We start from the raw sequence: 21,039 nt of genomic DNA on the forward strand, positions 1-21,039 counted from the left end.
CAGGCCTCGGTCGGGCCCGCTCCGGCCCGGCAGCGTAGGAGGCCATGCCCCTGATGGTCTAGACCTTGCCCGGCTCGGACGCCTGTGTAATCGTCGGAAAGCCGAAACCGACCCCGTTCGTCGTGAACGGCGTCCTTCCAACCTCCCCTTCGTGGAGTGGCGTTGACCGAATATCCCGCTCTCCCCGCCCAGCCGTACGAGGCCGCCGAGGCCCCGCACGACTGGGTGGACCGTTACCTGCTGGCCGGCCCCGCCGACCAGGAGTGCCTGCGCTTCGGCGCCCCCGTGGACCGGGCCGCGCTGCGCGCCCTGGTCGCCGGGCAGGCCGCCCGGCTCACCGCCGCCGGTCTGCACCGCGGCGGCACGGCCGCGCTGCGGCTGGCGCCCTCGCTCGGCTACGTCGCCGCGCTGCTCGCCTGCTGGCAACTGGGCGCCCAGGCCGTCCTGTTGGACCACCGGCTCACCGACCACGAGGTCGCGCTCGCCGTCGAACGGCTGGCGCCCGAGGTGCTGGTCGAGTCGGCGCACGGCCCGGCGGCGGCGATGCGCGGCTTCGCCGAGACCGACCCGGTGCCGGTGGCGCTGCCGAACGGCCGCCCGGCCGCGACCGGCCACGCCCTGGTGCAGCTCAGCTCGGGCTCGACCGGCCCGGCCAAGGTGATCGCCCGCACGGCCGCCGACCTGCTGCGCGAACTCGACTGCTACGCACGGCTGGAGGCGTTCCCGAAGGCCGGCGAGCGGGTCGTCCTGCTCTCCTCGGTGGTGCACGTCCTCGGCCTGGTCGGCGGGCTGCTGAACAGCCTGCACGCCCGGGTGCCGCTGACCGTCCCCGAGCGGATGACCACGGCGGGCATCCTGGCCACCATCGCCGCGGACGACCGGCCGACCACCGTGATCGGCGTCCCGTTCCACGCCGAACTGCTGGCCGGAGCCACCAGCCCGCCCCCGCTGCCGCAGCTGCGCCGGATGATCGTCGCCGGCGAACTGGTCCGCCCGGGCCTGCCCGCCGCCTTCACCGACCGGTACGGCGTGCCGCTGGGCACCATGTACGGGATGACCGAGCTCGGCGTCATCGCCACCGACCTCGACGGCACCCTGCACCCCGAGGCCGCGCCCGTCCACGGCATGGACCTGCGCGAGGACGGCGGCGAACTGCACATCGCGATGGCCGCCTCCCCGTATCCCGGCCTCACCGACGCCACCCGCTGGTCGGACGGCCGGCTGCACACCCGCGACGCCGGCCGGGTCGACCCGGCGACCGGCCGGATCACCGTGCTCGGCCGGCGCGACTCGCAGGTCTCGATCGGCGGCCTCAAGGTCGACCTCAACGAGGTCGAGCACACGCTGGCCGCCCTGCCGGAGGTCCGCGAGGCCGTGGTGGTCTTCGCGGACGGCGCCATCGAGGCCTACCTGGCCACCGAGACCGCCGCAGGCGGCGGAGCCGCCGGAGCCGGCGACCGGGCCGACGCCGACCCGGCCGACGCCGACCCGGCCGACGCCGACCCGGCCGACGGCGACCCGGCCGACGCCGTCCGGGACGCGCTGACCCGCGAGTTGGCCGCCTTCAAGCGGCCCCGGCAGCTCACCTTCCTCCCGGCGCTGCCCCGCACCGCCACCGGCAAGCTCGTCCGCGACACCGCCGCGCTGCGCGCCGCCGCGGCCGCCGCACCCTGATCCACCGCACCGCACGCACCGAACCCCGACCCCGAACCAGTACGAGGAGCACCACCATGCAGGAACGCATCCACGAGTTCGTCGTCGCGGCACTCGCCGGGATGAACTACGACGTCGACGGGATCACCGGCGACACCGACCTCGGCCCGGCCGGCCTCGACCTCGAGTCGCTGGCGCTGGCCGAACTCTCGGTCCAGGTCGAGGACGAGTTCGGGGTCAAGTTCGAGGTGGAGGAGATGGAGACCACCGCGCTGATGACCCTCGACCAGTTCACCACCGACGTGGCCCGCCGGATCGCCGCCAACACCGCCGCCACCGCCGGTACCGCCGCGTGAGCACGACCGTGCTGCCGGACCGGGCCGCGGTCGTGGCGATGCTCGCGGCGTTCGGGCAGCGGGCCGCGGAGAGCGTGCCCGAGAACCTCGGCTCGCTCGAACTCACCTGGCTGACCGCCGAGTTCGAGCAGCGCTACGGCATCGAGCTGGACCTCTCGGACGAGCAGTTCGCCGCCGTCCGCACGGTGGACGACGCCGTCGCGGTGCTGCGCGAAGCCGTGGTCTCGGCAGCGCCCGACACCGGCGGGGTCGACAGCGCCGCACCCAACAGCGCCGCGCCCGACAGCGCCGCACCCGACACCGGCAGGGTCGACACCGGCGGGGTCGCCCGGTCATGAGCAGCAGCGCACCGTCGGCCGCACGGCCGGTGTTCACCGGCCTCGGGGTGCTCAGCGCCTTCGGCGCCGGGCTCGCCCCGCTGGCCGCCGCGACGGCGACGGGCGGGGCCGGGTTCGCCGAGGTGACCCGCTTCGACGTCGCCCGGCGCGGCACCCGGCGGGCGGCCCTGCTGGCCGACCCGCCGCCGCTCGCCGACGCGGTGCTCGGCGCCGTCGCCGATGCCTGCGAGCAGTCCGAACTCCCGGCCGGCGCACCGCTGTTGCTCGCCCTGCACAGTGACCTGCGCACCCGCGAGGTCGCCGCGGAGGTGTCGAAGGGCGCCGTCGCCCTCGGCCTGGCCGGGGTGACCCGGGTCTACACCGGCGCCTGCGTGGCCGCCGCCACCGCGGTGGCCGACGCGGCCGCAATGGTCGGCTCCGGCCGGCATCCCCGGGTGCTGGTCGCGGCCGGCCACCTGGTGGAGCCTGGCGTCTTCGCGGCCTTCGACGCGGGCCGGGCGCTGGCCCGTGACGGCGAACTGCGACCGTTCAGCACCGGGCGCAGCGGCACCCTGCTCGGGGACGCCGCGGTGGCCGTGGTGGTCGAAGCGGCTGGCGCCGCCGCCGGGCGCGGCGCCCGTCCGCTGGCCCGGCTGGCCGGCTGGGGCCGCTCCGGGGACGCGCACCACGTCTGCCGGCCGCGGCCGGACGGCGCGGGCGTGGCCCTGGTGGCCCGGTCCGCGCTGGCCCGGGCGGGCGTCGCCCCGTCCGAGGTGGGCTACGTCAACGCCAACGGCACCGGTTCGCCGATGGCCGACCTGGCGGAGGCGCGGGCGCTGCGCGAGGTGTTCGGCGACGCATTGGCCGGGTTGCCGGTCAGCTCCAGCAAGTCCGTCCACGGGCACACCCTGGAGGCCTCCGCGCTGCTCGAACTCGCCGTCACCATCGGCGCGTTGAGCAGCGGGCGGCTGCCGGTCAACGCCGGCTGGCGGGGCCCGGACCCGGAGATCGGGCTGAACCTCGTGCTGGGCCCTGTGGACGCCCGTCCCCGCTACGCGCTGAGCCTCAACTCGGCGTTCGGCGGCGCCAACACCGCGCTCCTGGTGGCCGCCGCGTGAACCACCTGCGCACGCTCGCCACCGCGAGCTGGGCCGACGGCGAGCCGCCGCCCCCGCTGCCCGGCTTCTCGGCCTCGACCTTCAACCCGCTGGTCGCGGCCGTCGCCGAACGCTGCCTGGCCGCGCACTACGGCGAGCCCGGCGAGCCCCGCCGTACGGGTCTGCTGCTCGCCAGCGCCGGGGGCGACCGCGCCACCGCGCTGGCCATCGACACCGGCGCGGCGGGGCGCCGGATGCCTCCGCTGCTGTTCTTCCAGTCCAACCCGAACGCCGTCCTCGGGCACATCGCCGCCCGCTGGGGCCTGACCGGCCCGGTCGTCGCGATCAGCCCCCCGGTGGCCGCCGCGCCCGGCGAAGTACCGCCGGACGCACTGGAGTTGGCCGCCCTGCTGCTCGCGGACGGCGACGCCGAGCAGGTCCTGGTCATCGCCGCGGAGCAGACCGAGCACACCGCCGAGCGGACCGAACAGGCCGATCAGACCGAGCTGGCCGCCGGGGAGGCCGCAAGCACCGGCCACGCCACCGCCGTCCTGCTCACCGCCGTCACCGCCGTCACCGCCGCCACCACCGCCACCGCCGCCTGAGCGCTCGTCCGCGCGCACCCGCTTTCCGACACCCCGTCCGCGTACGCGTCCCTGGACGCCGCACCGCACCCGCATGGTCAGCACCATGGGAGGGATCCATCACCGTGAGCATCCGCAGCATCCGCAGCCTCCTGGCGAACGACCCGGACGTCGGCGCCGGGAACGTGCTGACCAGCAGGATCGCCCTGGGCATCGGTCTCGACGACCCGCGGCTGACCTTCGACACCCCGGTGGACGGCCACGCCGCCCGCGAGGCCCTCACCCTGCGCGAGGCCGACCGCGCCGTCCGGGCCCGGGCGGCCGCGCTGCACGCCCTCGGGGTCGGCCGGCGGGACGTGGTGGTGGTGTACACAACCGCCGCCGCCGACCAGGTGCTGTCCTTCCTGGCGCTGGCGCGGCTCGGCGCGATCCCGGCGCTGCTCAACCCCGGGGTGGAGGGCGAGCGCGCGGCCCGCTACATCGCCCGTCTCGGCGCCGTCGGCATCCTCACCGACCCCGCGCACCGGGCCGAACTGGCCGGGTACGACCCGGCGGCCCCGGTGCTCGCCGACGCCGCCGACCTCGGCTCCGGCGACCCGGACGCGGCGCCCGCCCCGTACCGCCACCACCCGGACGACCCGATCGCGATCACCCACTCCTCCGGCACCACCGGGATGCCCAAGGCCGTGGTGCACTCGCACGCCAGCCTGTACGCGTCGATCCGGCACCGCGCCACGCTGCCCCGGCCGCAGGGCATCGACCGGGTGCTCAGCGCGCTGCCCGCCGCGCACGCCGCGACGCTGATCGCGCTCAACCTGGCGCTGAGCTTCGACTCCGAACTGCACCTGATCTCCCGGCAGACCGGCCCGGCCGTGCTGGAGGCGATCGAACGCTGGCAGCCGCAGAGCGTGTTCGGCTTCGCCACCAGCTGGGCCGACCTGGCCCGGCAGGACCTCTCCGCCCGCGACCTGTCCTCGGTCGGCCTGTGGTGGAACACCGGTGACTGCGCGCACGAGGCGCACATCCGCCGCCTGATCGCCCAGGGGTCGCGCGAGACCGTCACCCGCGAGGGCCGGGTCCGCCTGCCGGGCTCGGTGTTCGTCGACGGCCTGGGCTCGACCGAGATGGGCCACTCGCACTTCCACATCACCCACGCCCCCGGCACCGAGAAGTACGGCCGCTGCGTGGGCCGGCCGCACACCTTCGTCGACTGCGAGGTGGTCGGCCCGGACGGCGAGCCGCTCGGCCCCGGCGAGGTCGGCGAACTCGCCACCGCCTCCCCGACCCTGGCGCCCGGCTACTGGAACGACTCGGTCACCACCTACCGCACCCGGCTGCGCGGCCGCTTCCTCACCGGCGACCTGATGTACCGGGACGAGGAGGGCTACTACTACCACGTCGACCGGCTGGTCGACTCGGTCGACCTCGGCGGCGGCCGGCGGCTGTACACCGCGATGTCCGAGGAACGGGTGCTGGCCGACGTCCCCGGCGTGCTGGACTGCACGGTCGTCGCGGTGAAGGACGGCGACCGGGTGGTCACCGACGTGCTGCTGCTCGCGGACGGCGCCGACCGGGCCGTCGACCGCACCGCGGAGGTGGTCGCCGCGCTGGACGAGCACACCGCCGCCACCGTCCGCGCGGTCCTGGTAGTCGACGACGCGGACATCCCGCTCGGCCCGACCGGCAAGGTCCGTAAGGTCCTGCTGCGCGAGCGCCACCTCACCGCAATGACCCCGGCGGCCGCCGTCCCGGCCGGCGCTCTCCCGGCCGGCGCCCGCTCGGCCGGCGCCCGCTCGGCAGCCGCCCGATGACCCGCGTCGGACGGCCGGGCGCCGTCGTCACCGGCATGGGCGTGGTCACCTCGCTGGGCCGCAAGCCCGGCGAGGTCTTCGAGGCGCTGACCTCCGGGTTCAGCGGCATCACCGCCGTACCGGAGGGCCACGTCGCACACGGCTGGCTGCCCGCCGCCGGGATCGCCCCGCACATCGACGGCCGCGAGGTGCTGCCGCCGACCGAGACCCGATGCGTCGACCGCTTCGCGCTGCTGGCGATGGCCGCCGCGGACGACGCGCTGACGGACGCCGGGCTGGTCGTCGGCCGCGACGTCGACGCCCGCCGCACCGCCGTGGTGCTGGGCACCGGCGGCGGCGGCCTGGAGACCTACGAGCAGCAGGCGCAGCGCCGCCAGGAGCGCGGCCGGCCTGGCGTCAGCCCGTACATGCTGCCCGGGATGCTCTCCAACATGGCGACCGCCCGGATCGCGATCAAGCACGACATCCGGGGCTTCAGCACCGCGATCGTGACGGCCTGCGCGGCCGGCGCCCAGGCGGTGGCCGAGGGGCTGCGGCTGATCCGGGCCGGCGACGCGGACGTGGTGGTGTGCGGCGGGACGGACGCCTCGCTGCACCCGACGATCGTCTCCGCCTTCGCCAACGCCCGTGCGCTGGCTGCTGGTTGGGAAGACCCGACGCAGGCGTCCCGGCCGTTCGACGCCCGCCGCAACGGCTTCGTTCTGGGCGACGGCAGCGCCGTCCTGGTGCTGGAGAGCGCCGAACACGCCGCCGCCCGGGGCGCGGCCGGGTACGCCGAACTGATCGGCTGGGGCTCCAGCACCGACGCCCACCACCCGACCATGCCCCGCCCCGACGGCGAGGGCGCCGCCGACGCCATGCGCACCGCCCTCGCCAACGCCGGCCTGGCCCCGTCCGACATCGGCTACGTCAACGCGCACGGCACCGGCACCAAGCTCGGCGACATCGCCGAATCGGCCGCGCTGAACGCCGTGTTCGGCGAACACCGGCCCGCCGTCAGCTCCACCAAGGGCGCCACCGGCCACCTGCTGGGTGCGGCCGGGGCGGTGGAGGCCGCCGTCACCGCGCTGGCCGTGGCCCGCGGCCTGCTCCCGCCGACCCTCAACCTGGACGAGCCCGACCCGGCCTGCGACCTGGACCACGTCCGCGGCGCCGCCCGGTCGGTCCGGCTGCGGGCCGCGCTCAGCAATTCCTTCGCGTTCGGCGGCCACAACACCAGCCTGATCTTCGGGCCGACGCCCACCGGAACCGTCAAATAGCCCGCCGCGGCCTGCCATCTTCTTTCTCAACTCCGCTTGCAGGGAGTCCAGTTGTCGATCCAGACGATCACCCATGTCGAGTACCACTGCGCCGACGTCGCGCAGACCGCCGCCGAGCTCCAGGCCGGCTTCGGCTTCCGGCGCGACGCCGAGCAGCCGGTGTGGCAGCCCGGCGTGCGGGCCGTCCACCTGATCCAGGGCGGCATCCGGCTGCGGCTGCTCTCCAGCGAGCTCACCGACCACCCGGTGGCCCGCTGGGTCGAGCGGCACGGCGAGGGCGTCGCCGTGCTGGCGCTCGGCTGCGCCGACCCGGCGGCGGCGCTGGAGCGGGCCGAGCGGCACGGCGCCGAGGTGCTGGACCGCGCGGGCGCGCTGATCGCTGGCTTCGGCGACACCGCGCTGCGCTTCGTCCCGCTGCCGGACGGCGCCCCGGAGACCGTTGGCGGCGACCTGTTGGACGCCCTCGACCACGTCGCGATCTGCGTGCCCGCCAGGCGGCTCGCCGAGTCCGTGCGGTTCTGCGAGGCCGCGCTCGGCATGCGCCTGATCTTCGGCGAGTACATCGAGGTCGGCGAGCAGGCGATGGACTCCAGCGTGGTGCAGAGCCCCTCCGGGGACGTCACCTTCACCCTGATCGAGCCGGACACCGGCCGCCGGGCCGGACAGATCGACACCTTCCTCGCCGATCACGACGGCGCGGGCGTCCAGCACCTGGCGCTGCGCACCGACGACATCGCCACCGCCGTCCGCGCGGCCCGCTCGCACGGCGTCGAGTTCCTGACCACCCCCGGCGCCTACTACGACGGCCTGGCCGAACGGCTCGGCGACACCGCGATCCCGGTCGGGACGCTGCGCGAACTGGACGTGCTGGTCGACCAGGACCACGGCGGCCAGCTGTTCCAGATCTTCGCCCGCTCCACCCACCCCCGGCGGACCTTCTTCCTGGAGCTGATCGAGCGCCAGGGCGCAGGCACCTTCGGCACCGCCAACATCAAGGCCCTGTACGAGGCGGTCGAGCGCCAGCGCGCCGCCGCCTCCGTCTGACGCCCGACGCCCGACGCCTGACGCCCGACGCCCGACGCCTGCCCCGCACCCGTCCTCCGAGGAGGAGCACCCCGTGACCGTCGCACCCGCGTTCGTCCTGACCCCGGCCGAGACCGCCCTGCTGCCCACGCCCGCGGAGGTGGCCGGCTACCGCGAGCACGGCTGGTACCTCTCCGGGAAGCTGTTCACCGACCAGGAGATCGACACCCTCCAGGCCGCCACCGACGACTACTACGAGGGCCGGCGCGACCGTACCCTCGCCGTCCGCCCGCCGCGGCTGGCCGCCTGGGAGCCCGCGCACGGGCAGGTCCAGCGGCACAACGACTACGTGCACTACGAGAGCGACGCGATCGCCGCGATCCTGCGCAAGCCACTGGTCGGTGCCGTCGCCGCGGTGCTCGCCGGGGCCGAGGAGATCCGGATCTTCCAGTCGACCCTGATCTTCAAGCCGCCGGTGCCGGAGGAGCCCTCCAACCAGGTGCCGTGGCACTTCGACAAGCACTACTGGCACACCTCGACCTCGGACGACATGCTGACCGCCTTCATCCCGTTCCACGACTGCGGGGTGGAGAACGGCACCATCACCATGGTCGACGGCAGCAACCGCTGGGAGGAGCTGCCCTCCGAGGAGGACGCCACCCGGCACTTCGCCCAGCGCGACCGCTCCGAGCTGGAGTCGATCCTGGCCGCCAACGCCGCTCACAACGGCGCCGAGGTGCGCAAGGTCCCGGTGGTGATCCCGCGCGGGCACATCAGCTTCCACCACTGCCGCACCTACCACGGCAGCGGCGCCAACCTGGCCGACTTCCCGCGCCGGGCGATCTCGCTGCACCTGCAGGACGGCGCCAACGAGTACCGCCACGCCACCCGCCCGGACGGCTCCCCCGCCGCGTACAACCACGACGTGCTGGTCCGCCGCACCGCCGACGGCCGCCCCGACTACGCCGACCCGGAGATCTGCCCGGTCATCTGGCGGGGAGCCCGGTGACGGACCTGCCCACGCCGGACCTGCCCACGCCGGACCTGCCCGGCTCCCGCGACCACCACCGCGACCACGACCCGGTCGACCGCGGCCACGACCACGACCACGACCACGACCCGGTCGGCCTCGACTCCCCCGCCGGGCGCTACCGGATGCTGCGGCTGATCCGCGGCTTCGAGGAGCTCGCGCTCGGCCTGGTGAAGTCCGGGGAGATCACCGGCGGCATCCACCCGTACATCGGGCAGGAGGCGGTGGCGGTCGGCGTCTGCGCCGCGCTGCGCCCGCAGGACCGGATCACCTCCACCCACCGGGGCCACGGCCATGTGCTCGCCAAGGGCGCGGCCCCGGACCGGCTGCTGGCCGAACTGCTGGGCCGCACCGGCGGGTTGAACCGGGGACGGGGCGGCTCGATGCACGCCGCGGACTTCTCGCTCGGCATCCTGGGCGCCAACGGCATGGTCGGCGCCGGCGGTGCGATCGCGGTCGGCGCCGCCTGGTCGGCCCGGCAGGCCGGCGAGGACCGGGTCGCCGTCGCGTTCTTCGGCGACGGCGCGCTCAACCAGGGCGTCCTGCTGGAGTCCCTCAACCTGGCCGCGATGTGGCGGCTGCCGGTGCTGTTCGTCTGCGAGAACAACGGCTACGCCACCACGCTGCCGGCCGCCACCGCGGTGGCCGGCAGCGCCACCGGCCGGGCCGCCGCCTTCGGGATCCCCGCCGTCGAGGTGGACGGGATGGACACCGAGGCCGTCCGCACGGCGGCCGCGGAAGCCGTCGCGCGGGCCGCGGCCGGCGGCGGACCCGGCTTCCTCGAGTGCCGCACCTACCGCTTCGAGGGGCACCACACCATGGAACGGCTGATGAAACTGCGCTACCGCACCCCGGAGGAGGTCGCCGGCTGGCGCGGCCTCGACCCGCTGCCGCGCGCCGCCGCGCTCCTGCCGCCCGGCCTGGCCGAGCGGCTGGACGCCTCGGTGGCCGAACAGCTGGCCGCCGCCCGGCAGTTCGCGCTCGGCTCCGAACTCCCGTCCCCCGATGGCGCGTTGGAGTACCTCTACGCGGACGGGCTGCGTCCGAGGGCGGGGTCCGGGGCATGAGGCTCTCCTACACCAAGGCGCTCAACCGGGCGCTCATCGACGCGCTCGCCGAGGACCCGGCGGTCTGCGTGTTCGGCGAGGACATCGGCGCCGGCATGGCCGGCCCCACCCTCAAGCTGCTCGACCGCTTCGGCCCCGGCCGGATCGTCGACACCCCGCTCTCCGAGCAGGCGTTCACCTCGATGGCGATCGGCGCCGCGCTGACCGGGCGGCGGCCGGTGATCGAGTTCCAGATCCCCTCGCTGCTGTTCCTGGTCTTCGAGCAACTCGTCAACCAGGCCCACAAGTTCTCGCTGATGACCGGCGGCCAGACCGGCGTCCCGCTGACCTGCCTGGTGCCGGGCTCCGGCTCCCGGGACGGCTGGGCCGGGCAGCACTCCGACCACCCGTACAGCCTGTTCGCGCACGCCGGGATGAAGACCGTCGTCCCGGCCACGCCCACCGACGCCTACGGGCTGCTCCGCTCGGCGATCGCCGACCCGGACCCGGTGGTCGTCTTCGCCCCCGCCGGCGCCCTGCCGGTGCGCGAGACCGTGACCTGGGAGCTCGCGCCGATCCCGCTCGGCTCGGCCCGGATCCACCGCGAGGGCACCGACGTCACCGTGGTCGCCGTCGGCCACCTGGTGCACGACGCGCTGGCCGTCGCCGAGGAGCTCGCCCCCGAGGTCTCCGTCGAGGTGTTCGACCCGCGCACCCTGTACCCCTTCGACTGGACGGCGCTGGCCGCCTCGCTGGAACGCACCGGCCGGCTGGTCGTCATCGACGACTCCAACCGCAGCTGCGGCATCGGCGGCGAGATCATCGCCACCGCCGCCGAGGAGATGCGCCTGATCGCCCCGCCCCGGCGGATCACCCGCCCGGACGGCACCGTCCTGCCGTTCGCCCCCGCACTGGACCGCGCCCTGCAGCCGAACCGCGACCAACTGCGCGACGCCGTCCGTGCGGTGATGAAGCAGCAACAACCCTCGTGCGGCAAGGACCGGGGACAGTGAACCTGACCGCCGAACTCACCTCCCTCAGCCCGGCGTTGCGCTCCGCCCTGGCGGCGTCCGGCGACGACCGGATCTTCTACGACCTGGGCGGCATCACCCGTCGCTACACCGCGCTGCGGGACGAACTCCCGGGCGTCGCCGTCCGGTTCGCCATGAAGGCCTGCCCGGTGGACGAGGTACTGACCGAACTCGCCGCGCTCGGCGCCGGTTTCGACGCCGCCGGCCCGAACGAGATCGCCCAGGCCCTGCGCACCGGCGTCCCCGCCGAGCGGGTGCACTACGGCAACACCATCAAGTCCGACCGGGGCGTCGCCGAGGCCCACCGTCTGGGCATCCGGGACTTCGCCACCGACAGCCTCGCGGACGTCGCCGCGATCGCCCAACACGCCCCCGGCGCCCGGGTGTTCTGCCGGCTCGCCACCAGTGGCACGGGCGCGCTCTGGGGCCTGAGCCGCAAGTTCGGCTGCTCGGCGGCCGACGCCGTCCGCGTGATGACCGCGGCCCGCGCCGCCGGACTGACCCCCGCCGGACTCTCGGTGCACGTCGGCTCGCAGCAACTGACCGCCGAGGCCTGGACGGCGGCCTTCGACCTGCTCGCCGACGTCATGGTGGAACTCGAACGGGACGGCATCCGCCTCGACCACGTCAACCTCGGCGGCGGCCTGCCCGCCCTCGGCTACGTCGACCGCTACAGCGCCGCCCTCGAACCCCCGCTCGACGAGATCTTCCACACCGTCCGCCACGGCCTCGACCGGCTGCGCCGACTGCACGGCGGCGGCCTGCGGTTCGTCCTCGAGCCCGGCCGCCACCTGGTCGCCGACCAGGGCGCGATCCGCACCCACGTCTACCGCCTCACCGACCGCCAACAGCCGGACGGCGAGCGGGAACACTGGCTCTACCTGGCCTGCGGAAAGTTCAACGGCCTGTACGAGATGGACCAGGTCCAGTACCGCCTGGTCTTCCCGACCCACCCCGACGAAGACCGCGTCCCCGCCATCATCGCCGGCCCCACCTGCGACAGCGACGACACCTTCCCCCACGGCCACACCACCGGCCGCGTCCCCGTCCCCCGCACGGCAGCCTCCGGCGACCCGGTCTGGATCCTCTCCAGCGGCGCCTACGCGGTCAGCTACCTCACCCAGGGCTTCAACGGCTTCGACCCCCTGCCGTACACGGTCCTCCCGCCCGACGCCTGACCTCGACCGAGGCGCCCCCGACGCGAGCGAGCCCGGCCACTTGTGCGAATGGCCGGGCCCGGGGTGTCGAAAATGTGGTTACCCGACGGACGAGTAGGCAATGATGCCGCGGCGCATGCCGTCGACGGCCTTGCGGGCGGTGCGGCGGAGTTCGACGTTGTCGCCGGCGGCGTCCTGGATCTGGCCGAGGACGTCGATCAGTTGCTTGGTCCAGCGGACGAAGTCACCGGCGGGCATGTCGGCGTCGCGCAGGACGGAGTCCAGGTCGTGGCCGAGCGCCCAGCGGTAGGCGGGCCAGGCGAAGCCGAGGTCGGGTTCGCGCTGGCCGACGCCCTCGGCGGTGGAGATCTTGTGCTGCTCCTCGAGTGCGTCGAGCTTGCCCCAGATCCGGACCATCCGGCCGAGCGCGTCCTTGGCGCCGCCCTCGGGGACCCGGGGGGCGGTGGCGTCGTCGGACTGCCGGGCCTCGTAGACCAACGCCGAGGCGCAGGCGGCGAGTTCGGCGGCGGCGAGGCCGTCCCAGATGCCTTCGCGGATGCACTCGGAGGCGAGCAGGTCGAGTTCGCCGTAGAGCCGGGCCAGGCGCTTGCCGTCGTCGGTGACGGTGTCGCCGCTGAGGTAGCCGAGGTCGGTGAGCAGGCCGCAGACCCGGTCGAAGGTGCGGGCGATGGTGTGGGTGCGGGAGCGCATCCGGCGTTCCAGCAGTTCGGTGTCGCGGTGCAGGCGGTGGTAGCGCTCGGACCAGCGGGCGTGGTCCTCGCGTTCGTCGCAGCCGTGGCAGGGGTGCTGGCGCAGGGCTGCGCGCAGCCGGGCGATCTCGGGGTCGTCGGCGGCGGCGGCGCGGCCCTTGCGGAAACGCTCGGGTTCGAGGTGGCCGGCCTTGGTGCGCAGCGCGGAGGCGAGGTCGCGGCGGGACTGCGGGCTGCGCGGGTTGAAGGACTTGGGGATGCGCATCCGGTCCATGGCGGCGACCGGGTGCGGGAAGTCGATCATCGCGAGGCGCTTGACCTGGCGTTCGGCGGTGAGCACGACGGGGCGCGGCCCGTCCTGGTAGTCGGGGTGACGGGGGCCGCTGCGCCCGTGCCGGCCGCGGACGTCCGGCGGCAGGCCGGGGTCGAGGACGAGCGCGAGGCCGGCGAACTTGCCGGTGGGGACGTGGATGATGTCGCCGGGCTTGAGCTGCTCGATGGAGTCGATGGCGGCGGCGCGGCGCTGCGAAGAGCCTTCGCGGGCGAGTTCGTTCTCGCGGTCCTTGAGTTCCCGGCGCAGCGACATGTATTCGTCGAAGTCGCCGAGGTGGCAGGTCATCGACTCGCGGTAGCCGTCCAGGCCTTCTTCGTTGCGCTGGACCTGACGGGCGATGCCGACGACCGAGCGGTCGGCCTGGAACTGCGCGAAGGAGGTTTCCAGCAGTTCGCGGGAGCGGTGGCGTCCGAACTGGCCGACCAGGTTGACGGCCATGTTGTAGGACGGGCGGAACGACGACTTCAGCGGGTAGGTGCGGGTGCCGGCCAGGCCGGCCAGCGCCTCCGGGTCGAGGCCGCGCTGCCACAGCACGACGGCGTGGCCCTCGATGTCGATGCCGCGGCGGCCGGCCCGGCCGGTGAGCTGGGTGTATTCGCCGGGGGTGATGTCGGCGTGGGTCTCGCCGTTCCACTTGACCAGCTTCTCCATGACCACCGAGCGGGCGGGCATGTTGATGCCGAGGGCGAGCGTCTCGGTGGCGAAGACCGCCTTGACCAGGCCCTTGACGAAGAGTTCCTCGACGACTTCCTTGAACCGCGGCAGCATGCCGGCGTGGTGGGCGGCGATGCCGCGCTCCAGGCCGTCGAGCCACTCGAAGTAGCCGAGCACGTTGAGGTCTTCGTCGGGGATGTCGCGGCAGCGTTCCTCGACGAACTGGCGGACGGTGAGGCGGTCGGCCTCCCGGTTCAGCCGCAGGCCGGAGTTGAGGCACTGCTGGACGGCGGCCTCGCAGCCGGCCCGGCTGAAGATGAAGGTGATCGCGGGCAGCAGGCCCTCGGCGTCGAGGCGGTCGATCACGTCGACCCGGCCCGGCGTCCAGACCCGGCCGGGGCGGCCGGCGGGCATCGAGCGGCCGCGGCCGCGGGCGAACCTGTCCCGGCCGCGGTCGCTCTCGGAGCGGGCCAGGCGCACCAGTTCGGGGTTGACCGCCTTGGCGGGGTTCTTCAGGCTGCCCTTGGGGCGGCCGTCCCGGTCCGGGCTGGCGAACAGGTCGTACATCCGGTTGCCGGCCATCACGTGCTGCCACAGCGGGACGGGGCGGTGCTCGGAGACGATCACCTCGGTGCCGCCGCGCACGGTGTCCAGCCAGTCGCCGAACTCCTCGGCGTTGGAGACGGTCGCGGACAGCGAGGCCAGGATCACGGATTCGGGGAGGTGGATGATGACCTCCTCCCAGACGGCGCCGCGGAACCGGTCGGCGAGGTAGTGCACCTCGTCCATCACCACGTAGCCGAGGCCGTCGAGGGCGCTGGAGCCCGCGTACAGCATGTTGCGCAGCACCTCGGTGGTCATCACGACCACCGGCGCGTCACCGTTGACGGAGTTGTCACCGGTGAGCAGGCCGACCTTGGCGGCGCCGTAGCGCTTGACCAGGTCTCCGTACTTCTGGTTGGACAGCGCCTTGATCGGCGTCGTGTAGAAGCACTTGCGGCCGGCGGCCAGCGCCAGGTGGACGGCGAACTCGCCGACGATGGTCTTGCCGCTGCCGGTGGGGGCGGCGACCAGGACGCCCTTGCCGCTCTCCAGAGTCTGGCAGGCGCGGACCTGGAAGTCGTCGAGCGGGAAGTCGTACAACTGCTGGAAGCCGTAGAGGGCCGTTGCCTGCTCCTTGGCGCGCTCGCGGGAGGCCGCGTACCGCTCGGCGGGGCTGAGCTGCTCTTCGGGCATGGGGTTGCCGTGCACTGGCGTCACCTTTTCTTCCCGTGGGTGTGGCTGGACGGGGGCGCAGACGGCGACGCCTGCGGCTGCGGGGCCGTGGCCTGGGACGGCGACGGGGCGCGGCGGGTGCTTGGGGTGTGGTGATCGAGCATCTCAGCCTGAGATTACCCGTCTGGAGTGACATCAACATCAGACTTTTCCGGCAGCTGAAACGGGTTGCGGTCGGGCGGTGCGAAGCGTGATCGGACGGGTGCCGGGGGTGATCGGGAAAGGGCGCGCGGATCGGGTGGAGTGGAATGCGGGCGGGGCGCGCGGATCGGGTGGGTTGGAATGCAGGCGGGGCGCGCGGATCGGGCTGGACGGGGTGCGGGGCGGGGTCCTGGTGGGGTTCCGGCGGGGTGTCCCGGCGGTTCGGAAAACCGGGTGCGGGTCGAACTCACGTTCCGCTAGCGTCCTCGCCGTGGCCAAGTTGAACCAGATCATCGCCGTGGAAAAAGGCGTCAAGTCGAAGTCGTTCCAGGAGCTGACGCAGGCTCACCAGGATCTGCAGAAGCCCGCGCTGCTGGCCGGTATCTCCCGGTCGTACCAGCCGAAGGACGAGGAGGGCGAGCAGTTGCCGCCCGAGTCGACGCGGGTGCAGGTCAAGGCGGAGGACGTGCTGCGTGCCACCGCCACCACGCTGACCCGGCTGTTCGACGTGACAGCCACCAAGGACTGGGCCAACACCGAGGCCCGGGCGGACGTGGTGGTGGACGGGCGGACGCTGGTGGCCGGCGCGCCCGTCACCTACCTGCTGTTCCTGGAGAAGCAGTTGACCGACCTGCGGACGTTCGTCCGCAAGCTGCCGGTGCTGGACGCCGCCGAGTCCTGGTCGCACGACCCGTCCTCGGACGCGTGGAAGACCGAGGCGGTGCGCACCATCCGCACCAAGAAGGTGCCGCGCAACCATGTGAAGGCGGAGGCGACGGAGAAGCACCCGGCGCAGGTCGAGGTCTACTACGAGGACGTCGCGATCGGGTACTGGACGACCGTGAAGTTCTCCGGCGCGCTGCCCGCGCGGCGGGTGAACGAGCTGCTGGAGCGGGTGGAGAAGCTCCAGCAGGCGGTGCAGTTCGCCCGCGAGGAGGCGAACGCCGCGGAGGTCACCGACCGCCGGGTCGGCGACGCCGTTTTCGGCTACCTGTTCGGGTAGCCCCATGAGCCCCCCGGGTGAGACCGGGGGTGGCGCGAAGAGCGCAAGCTGACACTGAAGTTGAAGCTGACTTCGGGGTACAAGGTGGAGGTTCGAGTCCTCCCCCCGGCACCAACACGCGCCGGGGTGGCCCAACTTGGCAGAGGCAGCCCCGTCAATCTCAGACTCTCGCTCAAGTCTCAGCATTCGCCGCCGAGCGCCGGATCGACCGGTCGAGGGCCGGTAACGTCGGATGCGGGTTCGACTCCCGCCTGCGCCTCTCCGCGGCGCGGTAGCTTCAATGGCAAAGCACGACGTTGTGAGAGTGACCCTCGGCCTTAAACGTGCCGGCGCAGAGCAATTGGGTGGCACCGCAGGGGCCCGGGAGCTGGATACCGCTCCCGGGCTCCGTCACGTTTTGGGGGCGGGTTCGCCGTCACGTTTCGGGCGCGGGCGCGTCGTCACGTCGCGGGGGCGGGCGCGTCGTCACGTTTCGCGGGCCAGGTGCGCCGTCACGTTTCGGGCGCGGGTGCGTCTCGTTTCGGGGCGGCCGCGTCGCACGGGGTGAGCGGTTCGGGCGGCTCCGACGCGTTGATCTATGCGGAGATGATCCGCGCGTAGATGATCTGGTCGGCGGTTTCGAACGTGATCAGCCGGAGCCGCTGCGGAAATCACACTCACGTGAACTGTTCACATCCAGAGTTGCAAATGTCTTCATGTGGTCAGCGAATCGGCCTCGCTCGATCGACTTCCGACCAGAGTCGAACGATTGCGATCACCAGATGGCCGCAGTGCGATCCGGTTCCTACAGTCGTGCCACCGAACCCCACGACAGGAGGACAGGCGATGGCGAATCTCGAGACCTCGCTCAAGGAAGCCATGACCATCGAAGGTGCCATCGGGGTGGCCCTGGTGGACTACGGCAGCGGGATGGCCCTGGGCACTCTCGGCGACGGCGGGGAGATCGATCTGAATGTCGCCGCCGCTGCCAACACCGACCTGGTGCGTGCCAAGATGCGGGCGATGGAGATGCTCAACCTCCACGACGACGGCATCGAGGACATTCTGGTCACCCTGACCGGGCAGTACCACCTGATCCGCCCGCTCACCACGGCCGGCGGGCGAGGACTGTTCCTCTACCTCGCGCTCAACCGCAGCCGGTCCAACCTGGCAATGGCCCGGCATCAGTTGAAGCGGATCGAGGCGTCCCTGGAGGTCTGAGCGCGGGCGGCGGCCTGCGGGCCGCCGGCGACAAAGGGGAGGAAGCATGCCCGTACCGCTGTACCAGGCCAAGGCCGAGTTCTTCCGGATGCTCGGCCATCCGGTCCGGATCCGAGTGCTCGAACTACTCCAGGCGGGGCCGACGCCCGTCCGCGACCTACTGCCCGAGCTCGAGATCGAACCGTCCAGCCTCTCCCAGCAGTTGGCCATCCTGCGCCGCTCCGGCCTGGTCACCGCCACCCGCGAGGGATCCACCGTGGTCTACGCGCTGGCCGGCGCCGACGTCGCCGAACTGCTGCGCACCGCACGCCGGATACTCACCGAGCTGCTCGCCGACCAGGGCATGCTGCTGGAAGAGCTCCGCGCGTCCCACTGACCACCCCCGACGGGCCACCCTGCCCCCATCCGGATGGCCCGTCAGTGGTGTTCGGTCACGCAGTTCGCCCGGCCCACCCGGCCCACCCGGTCCGCCCGGTCCGCCCGGTCCGCCCGGATCAGGACTCGGCGAGGGCGAGTGGCAGGCACACCGCGCAGACCGTGAACATCTCTGTCCCGGACGAGGTCGAGATGGTCGCGGTCCACATGTTGTCGCCCGACGGGAAGCTGTCGCCGGCGGCGGTGCCGTCCGAACTGAAGCCGCCACCGGTGATGGTGGTGTCGTCGGGGCACTGCGCGGTGCCGGTGAGGGTCTCGTCCATCGAGAGCGACTCGTAGACGATGATGGTCGGCTGGAGGAAGTCCTCGTCCTCCTCGCCGAGATCACCGGGCTCACCGCCGGGCTTGTTGCAGCCGCTCGAACAGCCCCCGTGGCCACCGCCGTAACCGCCGCCGCGGACGGCGGCCTGGGCGTCCGCGGCGAACGCGGTGGTGACGAGGGCGGCGGCCGCCAGGGGCAGGCCGAGACGGCAGAGTCGGCGTCGCATGGTGGGCTTCAAGGTTTCTCCAAAGCCAGAGGGAAGATCGCGAGTTCGGCACCGAAGCCGTCCGCTCGGACGTCCACCCTGACGTCCACCCTGACGCCCACCCTGACGCCCACCCTGACGTCCACCCTGACGTCCACTCGGGCGTTCGCCCAGCCGTTCGCTCGCGTAACCACATGCGACCGCTCGGCTACTCGTTCGGCTCGGCCTCTTCCGCCCTCCGGGTACACCTCCAGGAACCGCCCCCGGATTGCTCCGGACGCGAGGGCCGATGCTGTGTGACATTTCACACGTCATACTTCTAGCCGAATCACGCCCTCCCCGGCCACCATCGGCAGGTGACCCACACCGACTCCTTCCTCGCGCTGAGCGCCGCCACCGGCCGCTTCAGCTACGGCTCGCCCCGCGCGGTCACCCTCGCCGCCGACGCGAGCCGCGCTCTGTTCCTGCGTTCCACCGGCCCGACCGACCCGGTCGAGCGACTGTGGAGTTATGACCTGACGATCCATCAAGAGCGCCTGCTGGCAGACCCATTGGCGCTCGCGCCCGCCCGCACCGGCGCGGTCGCGGACCTGCCTCCGCTGGAGCGTCGCCTGCGCGAACGGATCCGGTTGTGGGCGCCCGGCATCGGCTCGTTCGCGGCCACCGCCGATCTCGCCACGGCCGTCTTCGCCCTCGACGGCCGGCTCTTCCGCTGCGAGACGGCGGCCGGCGCCTGCACCGAACTCCCGGTCTCGGCGCCCGCGTTCGACCCGCGACCGAACCCGGACGGTTCGCTGGTCGCGTACGTCGCCGACGACGCGCTGTACCTGGCGCCGGGCGGCCGGCTCAGTCCGGCGGACGGGGCGCGCTGGGGTGTGGCGGAGTTCGCGGCGGCCGAGGAACTGGGCCGTTCCCGGGGCCACTGGTGGTCGCCCGACGGCACCGCGCTGCTGGCCGCCAGGGTGGACGAATCGGCGCTGCCGCTGCGGCACTTGGGCGACCTGGCGCACCCGGAGCGGACGCCGGACTCGTTCGCCTACCCGCAGGCGGGCGGCCCGAACGCGGACGTCCAGCTGTGGGTGCTGCGCCTGTCCGGCGCCCGCACCCGACTGCGCTGGGACGAAGCCGAGTTCCCGTACCTGCTGGCGGCCGACTGGGAGGGCGACGGGGAGATCCTGCTGACCGTCGCGGACCGGTTGCAGCAGCGAGTGCTGCTGCTGAGCGCCGACCCGGCCACCGGCATCACGCGTGAACTCTCGTGCACCGAGGACGAGTTCTGGGTGGACCCGCTGCCGGGCACCCCGCTGCGGCTGCCCGACGGTCGGGTGCTGACCTCGGCGGACACCCCGGCGGCGCGCGGGCTGGCGCTGGACGGCAAGCCGCTGACGGACGAGCGGCTGCAGGTGCGCCGGGTGGTCGGACCGTGGCAGGGCGGCCTGCTGGTCGAGGCGGGCGACGGCGACCCGGCCGACCAGCACGTGTACCTGCTGGACCCGGACGGCGGCATCCCGGAGCGGCTCACCGAGGGCCCGGGCGTGCACGCGGTGGCCGCACACGGCGAGGGCGTGCTGCTGCTCGTCTCGGCCACCCTCGACGGCGTCCGGCGTGAATTCCGTCAGCACGGCGTCCGCACCGGCGAGCTCCCCGCCCTGACGGCCGAACTCCCCTACCGGCCGGAGCCGTTGCTGGCCCGGGTGACCGAGCACGGGCTGCCCACAGCGGTGCTGTACCCGCGCGGGCACGTGGCGGGGCGCCGGCTGCCGGTGCTGCTGGACGTGTACGGCGGCCCGGGCTACCAGGCGGTCGCGAACGAGCCGCGCCGCTGGCAGCTGAAGCAGTGGTGGGCCGACCAGGGCTTCGCGGTGGTGACCGTCGACAACCGCGGAACGCCTTTCGTGTCACCGGAGTTCACCCGGGCGATCTTCCGCCGCTTCTCGCAGGTGGCGATCGACGACCAGGTGGCGGCCCTGCACGCGCTGGCCGCGGCGCACCCGGATCTGGACCTGTCCCGGGTGGGCGTGCGCGGCTGGTCGTACGGCGGCTACTTCGCGGCGCTGGCGGTGCTGCGCCGTCCGGACGTGTTCCACGCGGCGAGCGCGGGTGCGCCGCCGACCGACTTCCGGCTGTACGACACGGCGTACACCGAGCGGTACTTGGGGCTGCCGCAGGAGAACCCGCAGGGGTACGAGGCGGACTGTCTGCTCGCCGACGCGCCGTCGCTGACCCGTCCGCTGCTGCTGATCCACGGGCTGGCCGACGACAACGTGCACCCCTCGCACACGATGCTGCTGTCGCAGGCGCTGACCCGGGCGGGCCGTCCGCACGCGGTGCTGCCGCTGCCGGGGGTGAGCCACATGCTGCCGGACGGGGAGCTGGAGCGGGTGGCGGCGGTGGAACTGGACTTCCTGCGCAGGGAGTTGGGGATGACCTCTTCCACCTGAAGCATGACATGTGAA

At 73.3% G+C, this 21,039-nt stretch carries 18 protein-coding genes; 16 read left to right on the forward strand and 2 right to left on the reverse strand.

The window, feature by feature from the left end:
• Positions 1-162: 162 nt before the first annotated feature.
• The 12 genes from ACFYST_RS21765 (at position 163) to ACFYST_RS21820 (ending at position 12,385) form a co-directional block, all read left to right on the forward strand.
• Positions 163-1,674 (forward strand): class I adenylate-forming enzyme family protein, encoded by a 1,512-nt coding sequence (locus ACFYST_RS21765; protein WP_387864627.1) that lies wholly within the window; start codon positions 163-165, stop codon positions 1,672-1,674.
• Between the two features lie 56 nt (positions 1,675-1,730).
• Positions 1,731-2,009 carry an acyl carrier protein gene (locus ACFYST_RS21770; protein ID WP_387864629.1) on the forward strand — a complete coding sequence of 93 codons (279 nt, stop codon included), beginning with the start codon at positions 1,731-1,733 and terminating at the stop codon, positions 2,007-2,009.
• On the forward strand, positions 2,006-2,347 hold the full coding sequence (locus tag ACFYST_RS21775; protein ID WP_387864630.1) for an acyl carrier protein: 342 nt from the start codon (positions 2,006-2,008) through the stop codon (positions 2,345-2,347). The genes ACFYST_RS21770 and ACFYST_RS21775 overlap by 4 nt, the downstream gene beginning before the upstream one ends.
• Positions 2,344-3,444, forward strand: coding sequence for a beta-ketoacyl synthase N-terminal-like domain-containing protein (locus ACFYST_RS21780; protein ID WP_387864632.1), 1,101 nt, complete (start codon positions 2,344-2,346; stop codon positions 3,442-3,444). The genes ACFYST_RS21775 and ACFYST_RS21780 overlap by 4 nt, the downstream gene beginning before the upstream one ends.
• A complete protein-coding gene (locus tag ACFYST_RS21785) occupies positions 3,441-4,028 on the forward strand; it encodes a hypothetical protein (RefSeq protein ID WP_387864633.1) in 588 nt (195 codons plus the stop codon). The genes ACFYST_RS21780 and ACFYST_RS21785 overlap by 4 nt, the downstream gene beginning before the upstream one ends.
• Before the next feature lie 104 nt (positions 4,029-4,132).
• On the forward strand, positions 4,133-5,818 hold the full coding sequence (locus ACFYST_RS21790; protein ID WP_387864635.1) for an AMP-binding protein: 1,686 nt from the start codon (positions 4,133-4,135) through the stop codon (positions 5,816-5,818).
• Positions 5,815-7,077 carry a beta-ketoacyl-[acyl-carrier-protein] synthase family protein gene (locus ACFYST_RS21795; protein ID WP_387864638.1) on the forward strand — a complete coding sequence of 421 codons (1,263 nt, stop codon included), beginning with the start codon at positions 5,815-5,817 and terminating at the stop codon, positions 7,075-7,077. The genes ACFYST_RS21790 and ACFYST_RS21795 overlap by 4 nt, the downstream gene beginning before the upstream one ends.
• Positions 7,078-7,128: 51 nt before the next feature.
• Positions 7,129-8,121 carry a VOC family protein gene (locus tag ACFYST_RS21800; protein WP_387864640.1) on the forward strand — a complete coding sequence of 331 codons (993 nt, stop codon included), beginning with the start codon at positions 7,129-7,131 and terminating at the stop codon, positions 8,119-8,121.
• A gap of 73 nt (positions 8,122-8,194) precedes the next feature.
• Entirely contained in the window at positions 8,195-9,109 is a 915-nt protein-coding gene (locus ACFYST_RS21805; RefSeq protein WP_387633894.1) for a phytanoyl-CoA dioxygenase family protein, read from the forward strand.
• Positions 9,106-10,197, forward strand: coding sequence for a thiamine pyrophosphate-dependent dehydrogenase E1 component subunit alpha (locus ACFYST_RS21810; protein WP_387864643.1), 1,092 nt, complete (start codon positions 9,106-9,108; stop codon positions 10,195-10,197). Before ACFYST_RS21805 ends, ACFYST_RS21810 begins: the two co-directional genes overlap by 4 nt.
• A complete protein-coding gene (locus ACFYST_RS21815; protein ID WP_387864646.1) occupies positions 10,194-11,189 on the forward strand; it encodes an alpha-ketoacid dehydrogenase subunit beta in 996 nt (331 codons plus the stop codon). The genes ACFYST_RS21810 and ACFYST_RS21815 overlap by 4 nt, the downstream gene beginning before the upstream one ends.
• Positions 11,186-12,385, forward strand: a complete 1,200-nt coding sequence (locus ACFYST_RS21820) for a type III PLP-dependent enzyme (protein WP_387864648.1) — start codon at positions 11,186-11,188, stop codon at positions 12,383-12,385. The genes ACFYST_RS21815 and ACFYST_RS21820 overlap by 4 nt, the downstream gene beginning before the upstream one ends.
• 78 nt (positions 12,386-12,463) lie before the next feature.
• Here ACFYST_RS21820 and ACFYST_RS21825 read toward each other — a convergent pair whose 3' ends face one another.
• Positions 12,464-15,298: a DEAD/DEAH box helicase gene (locus tag ACFYST_RS21825; protein ID WP_387864802.1), complete on the reverse strand. Its 2,835-nt coding sequence runs from the start codon at positions 15,296-15,298 to the stop codon at positions 12,464-12,466.
• A gap of 451 nt (positions 15,299-15,749) precedes the next feature.
• Here ACFYST_RS21825 and ACFYST_RS21830 point away from each other — a divergent pair, with 451 nt between their 5' ends.
• The 3 genes from ACFYST_RS21830 to ACFYST_RS21840 all read left to right on the forward strand — a co-directional run bounded on the left by ACFYST_RS21830 (position 15,750) and on the right by ACFYST_RS21840 (position 18,057).
• The gene (locus ACFYST_RS21830; protein ID WP_387864650.1) at positions 15,750-16,481 is read left to right on the forward strand and encodes a hypothetical protein; all 732 of its coding nucleotides are present in this window, start codon (positions 15,750-15,752) and stop codon (positions 16,479-16,481) included.
• A gap of 825 nt (positions 16,482-17,306) precedes the next feature.
• A complete protein-coding gene (locus tag ACFYST_RS21835; RefSeq protein WP_100584647.1) occupies positions 17,307-17,681 on the forward strand; it encodes a hypothetical protein in 375 nt (124 codons plus the stop codon).
• A 46-nt stretch (positions 17,682-17,727) separates the two neighbouring features.
• Positions 17,728-18,057, forward strand: a complete 330-nt coding sequence (locus ACFYST_RS21840; RefSeq protein WP_387633916.1) for an ArsR/SmtB family transcription factor — start codon at positions 17,728-17,730, stop codon at positions 18,055-18,057.
• 118 nt (positions 18,058-18,175) lie between these two features.
• On the opposite strand, the gene ACFYST_RS21845 is transcribed toward ACFYST_RS21840, so the two are convergent.
• A complete protein-coding gene (locus ACFYST_RS21845) occupies positions 18,176-18,604 on the reverse strand; it encodes a hypothetical protein (RefSeq protein WP_387864653.1) in 429 nt (142 codons plus the stop codon).
• 335 nt (positions 18,605-18,939) lie between these two features.
• On the opposite strand from ACFYST_RS21845, the gene ACFYST_RS21850 reads away from it, so the two are divergent.
• Entirely contained in the window at positions 18,940-21,024 is a 2,085-nt protein-coding gene (locus tag ACFYST_RS21850) for a prolyl oligopeptidase family serine peptidase (protein ID WP_387864656.1), read from the forward strand.
• Positions 21,025-21,039 lie beyond the last annotated feature (15 nt).

Origin of the sequence: Kitasatospora sp. NPDC004614 (assembly GCF_042873675.1) — a bacterium.
Lineage (GTDB): Bacteria > Actinomycetota > Actinomycetes > Streptomycetales > Streptomycetaceae > Kitasatospora.

Excerpts from the sequence above, each read along its gene's own strand:
- ACFYST_RS21770 (WP_387864629.1), top strand. The coding sequence starts at position 1,731 with ATGCAGGAACGCATCCACGAGTTCGTCGTCGCGGCACTCGCCGGGATG.
- ACFYST_RS21780 (WP_387864632.1), top strand. The coding sequence starts at position 2,344 with ATGAGCAGCAGCGCACCGTCGGCCGCACGGCCGGTGTTCACCGGCCTC.
- ACFYST_RS21795 (WP_387864638.1), top strand. The coding sequence starts at position 5,815 with ATGACCCGCGTCGGACGGCCGGGCGCCGTCGTCACCGGCATGGGCGTG.
- ACFYST_RS21815 (WP_387864646.1), top strand. The coding sequence starts at position 10,194 with ATGAGGCTCTCCTACACCAAGGCGCTCAACCGGGCGCTCATCGACGCG.
- ACFYST_RS21825 (WP_387864802.1), bottom strand. The coding sequence starts at position 15,298 with ATGCCCGAAGAGCAGCTCAGCCCCGCCGAGCGGTACGCGGCCTCCCGC.
- ACFYST_RS21835 (WP_100584647.1), top strand. The coding sequence starts at position 17,307 with ATGGCGAATCTCGAGACCTCGCTCAAGGAAGCCATGACCATCGAAGGT.
- ACFYST_RS21840 (WP_387633916.1), top strand. The coding sequence starts at position 17,728 with ATGCCCGTACCGCTGTACCAGGCCAAGGCCGAGTTCTTCCGGATGCTC.
- ACFYST_RS21845 (WP_387864653.1), bottom strand. The coding sequence starts at position 18,604 with ATGCGACGCCGACTCTGCCGTCTCGGCCTGCCCCTGGCGGCCGCCGCC.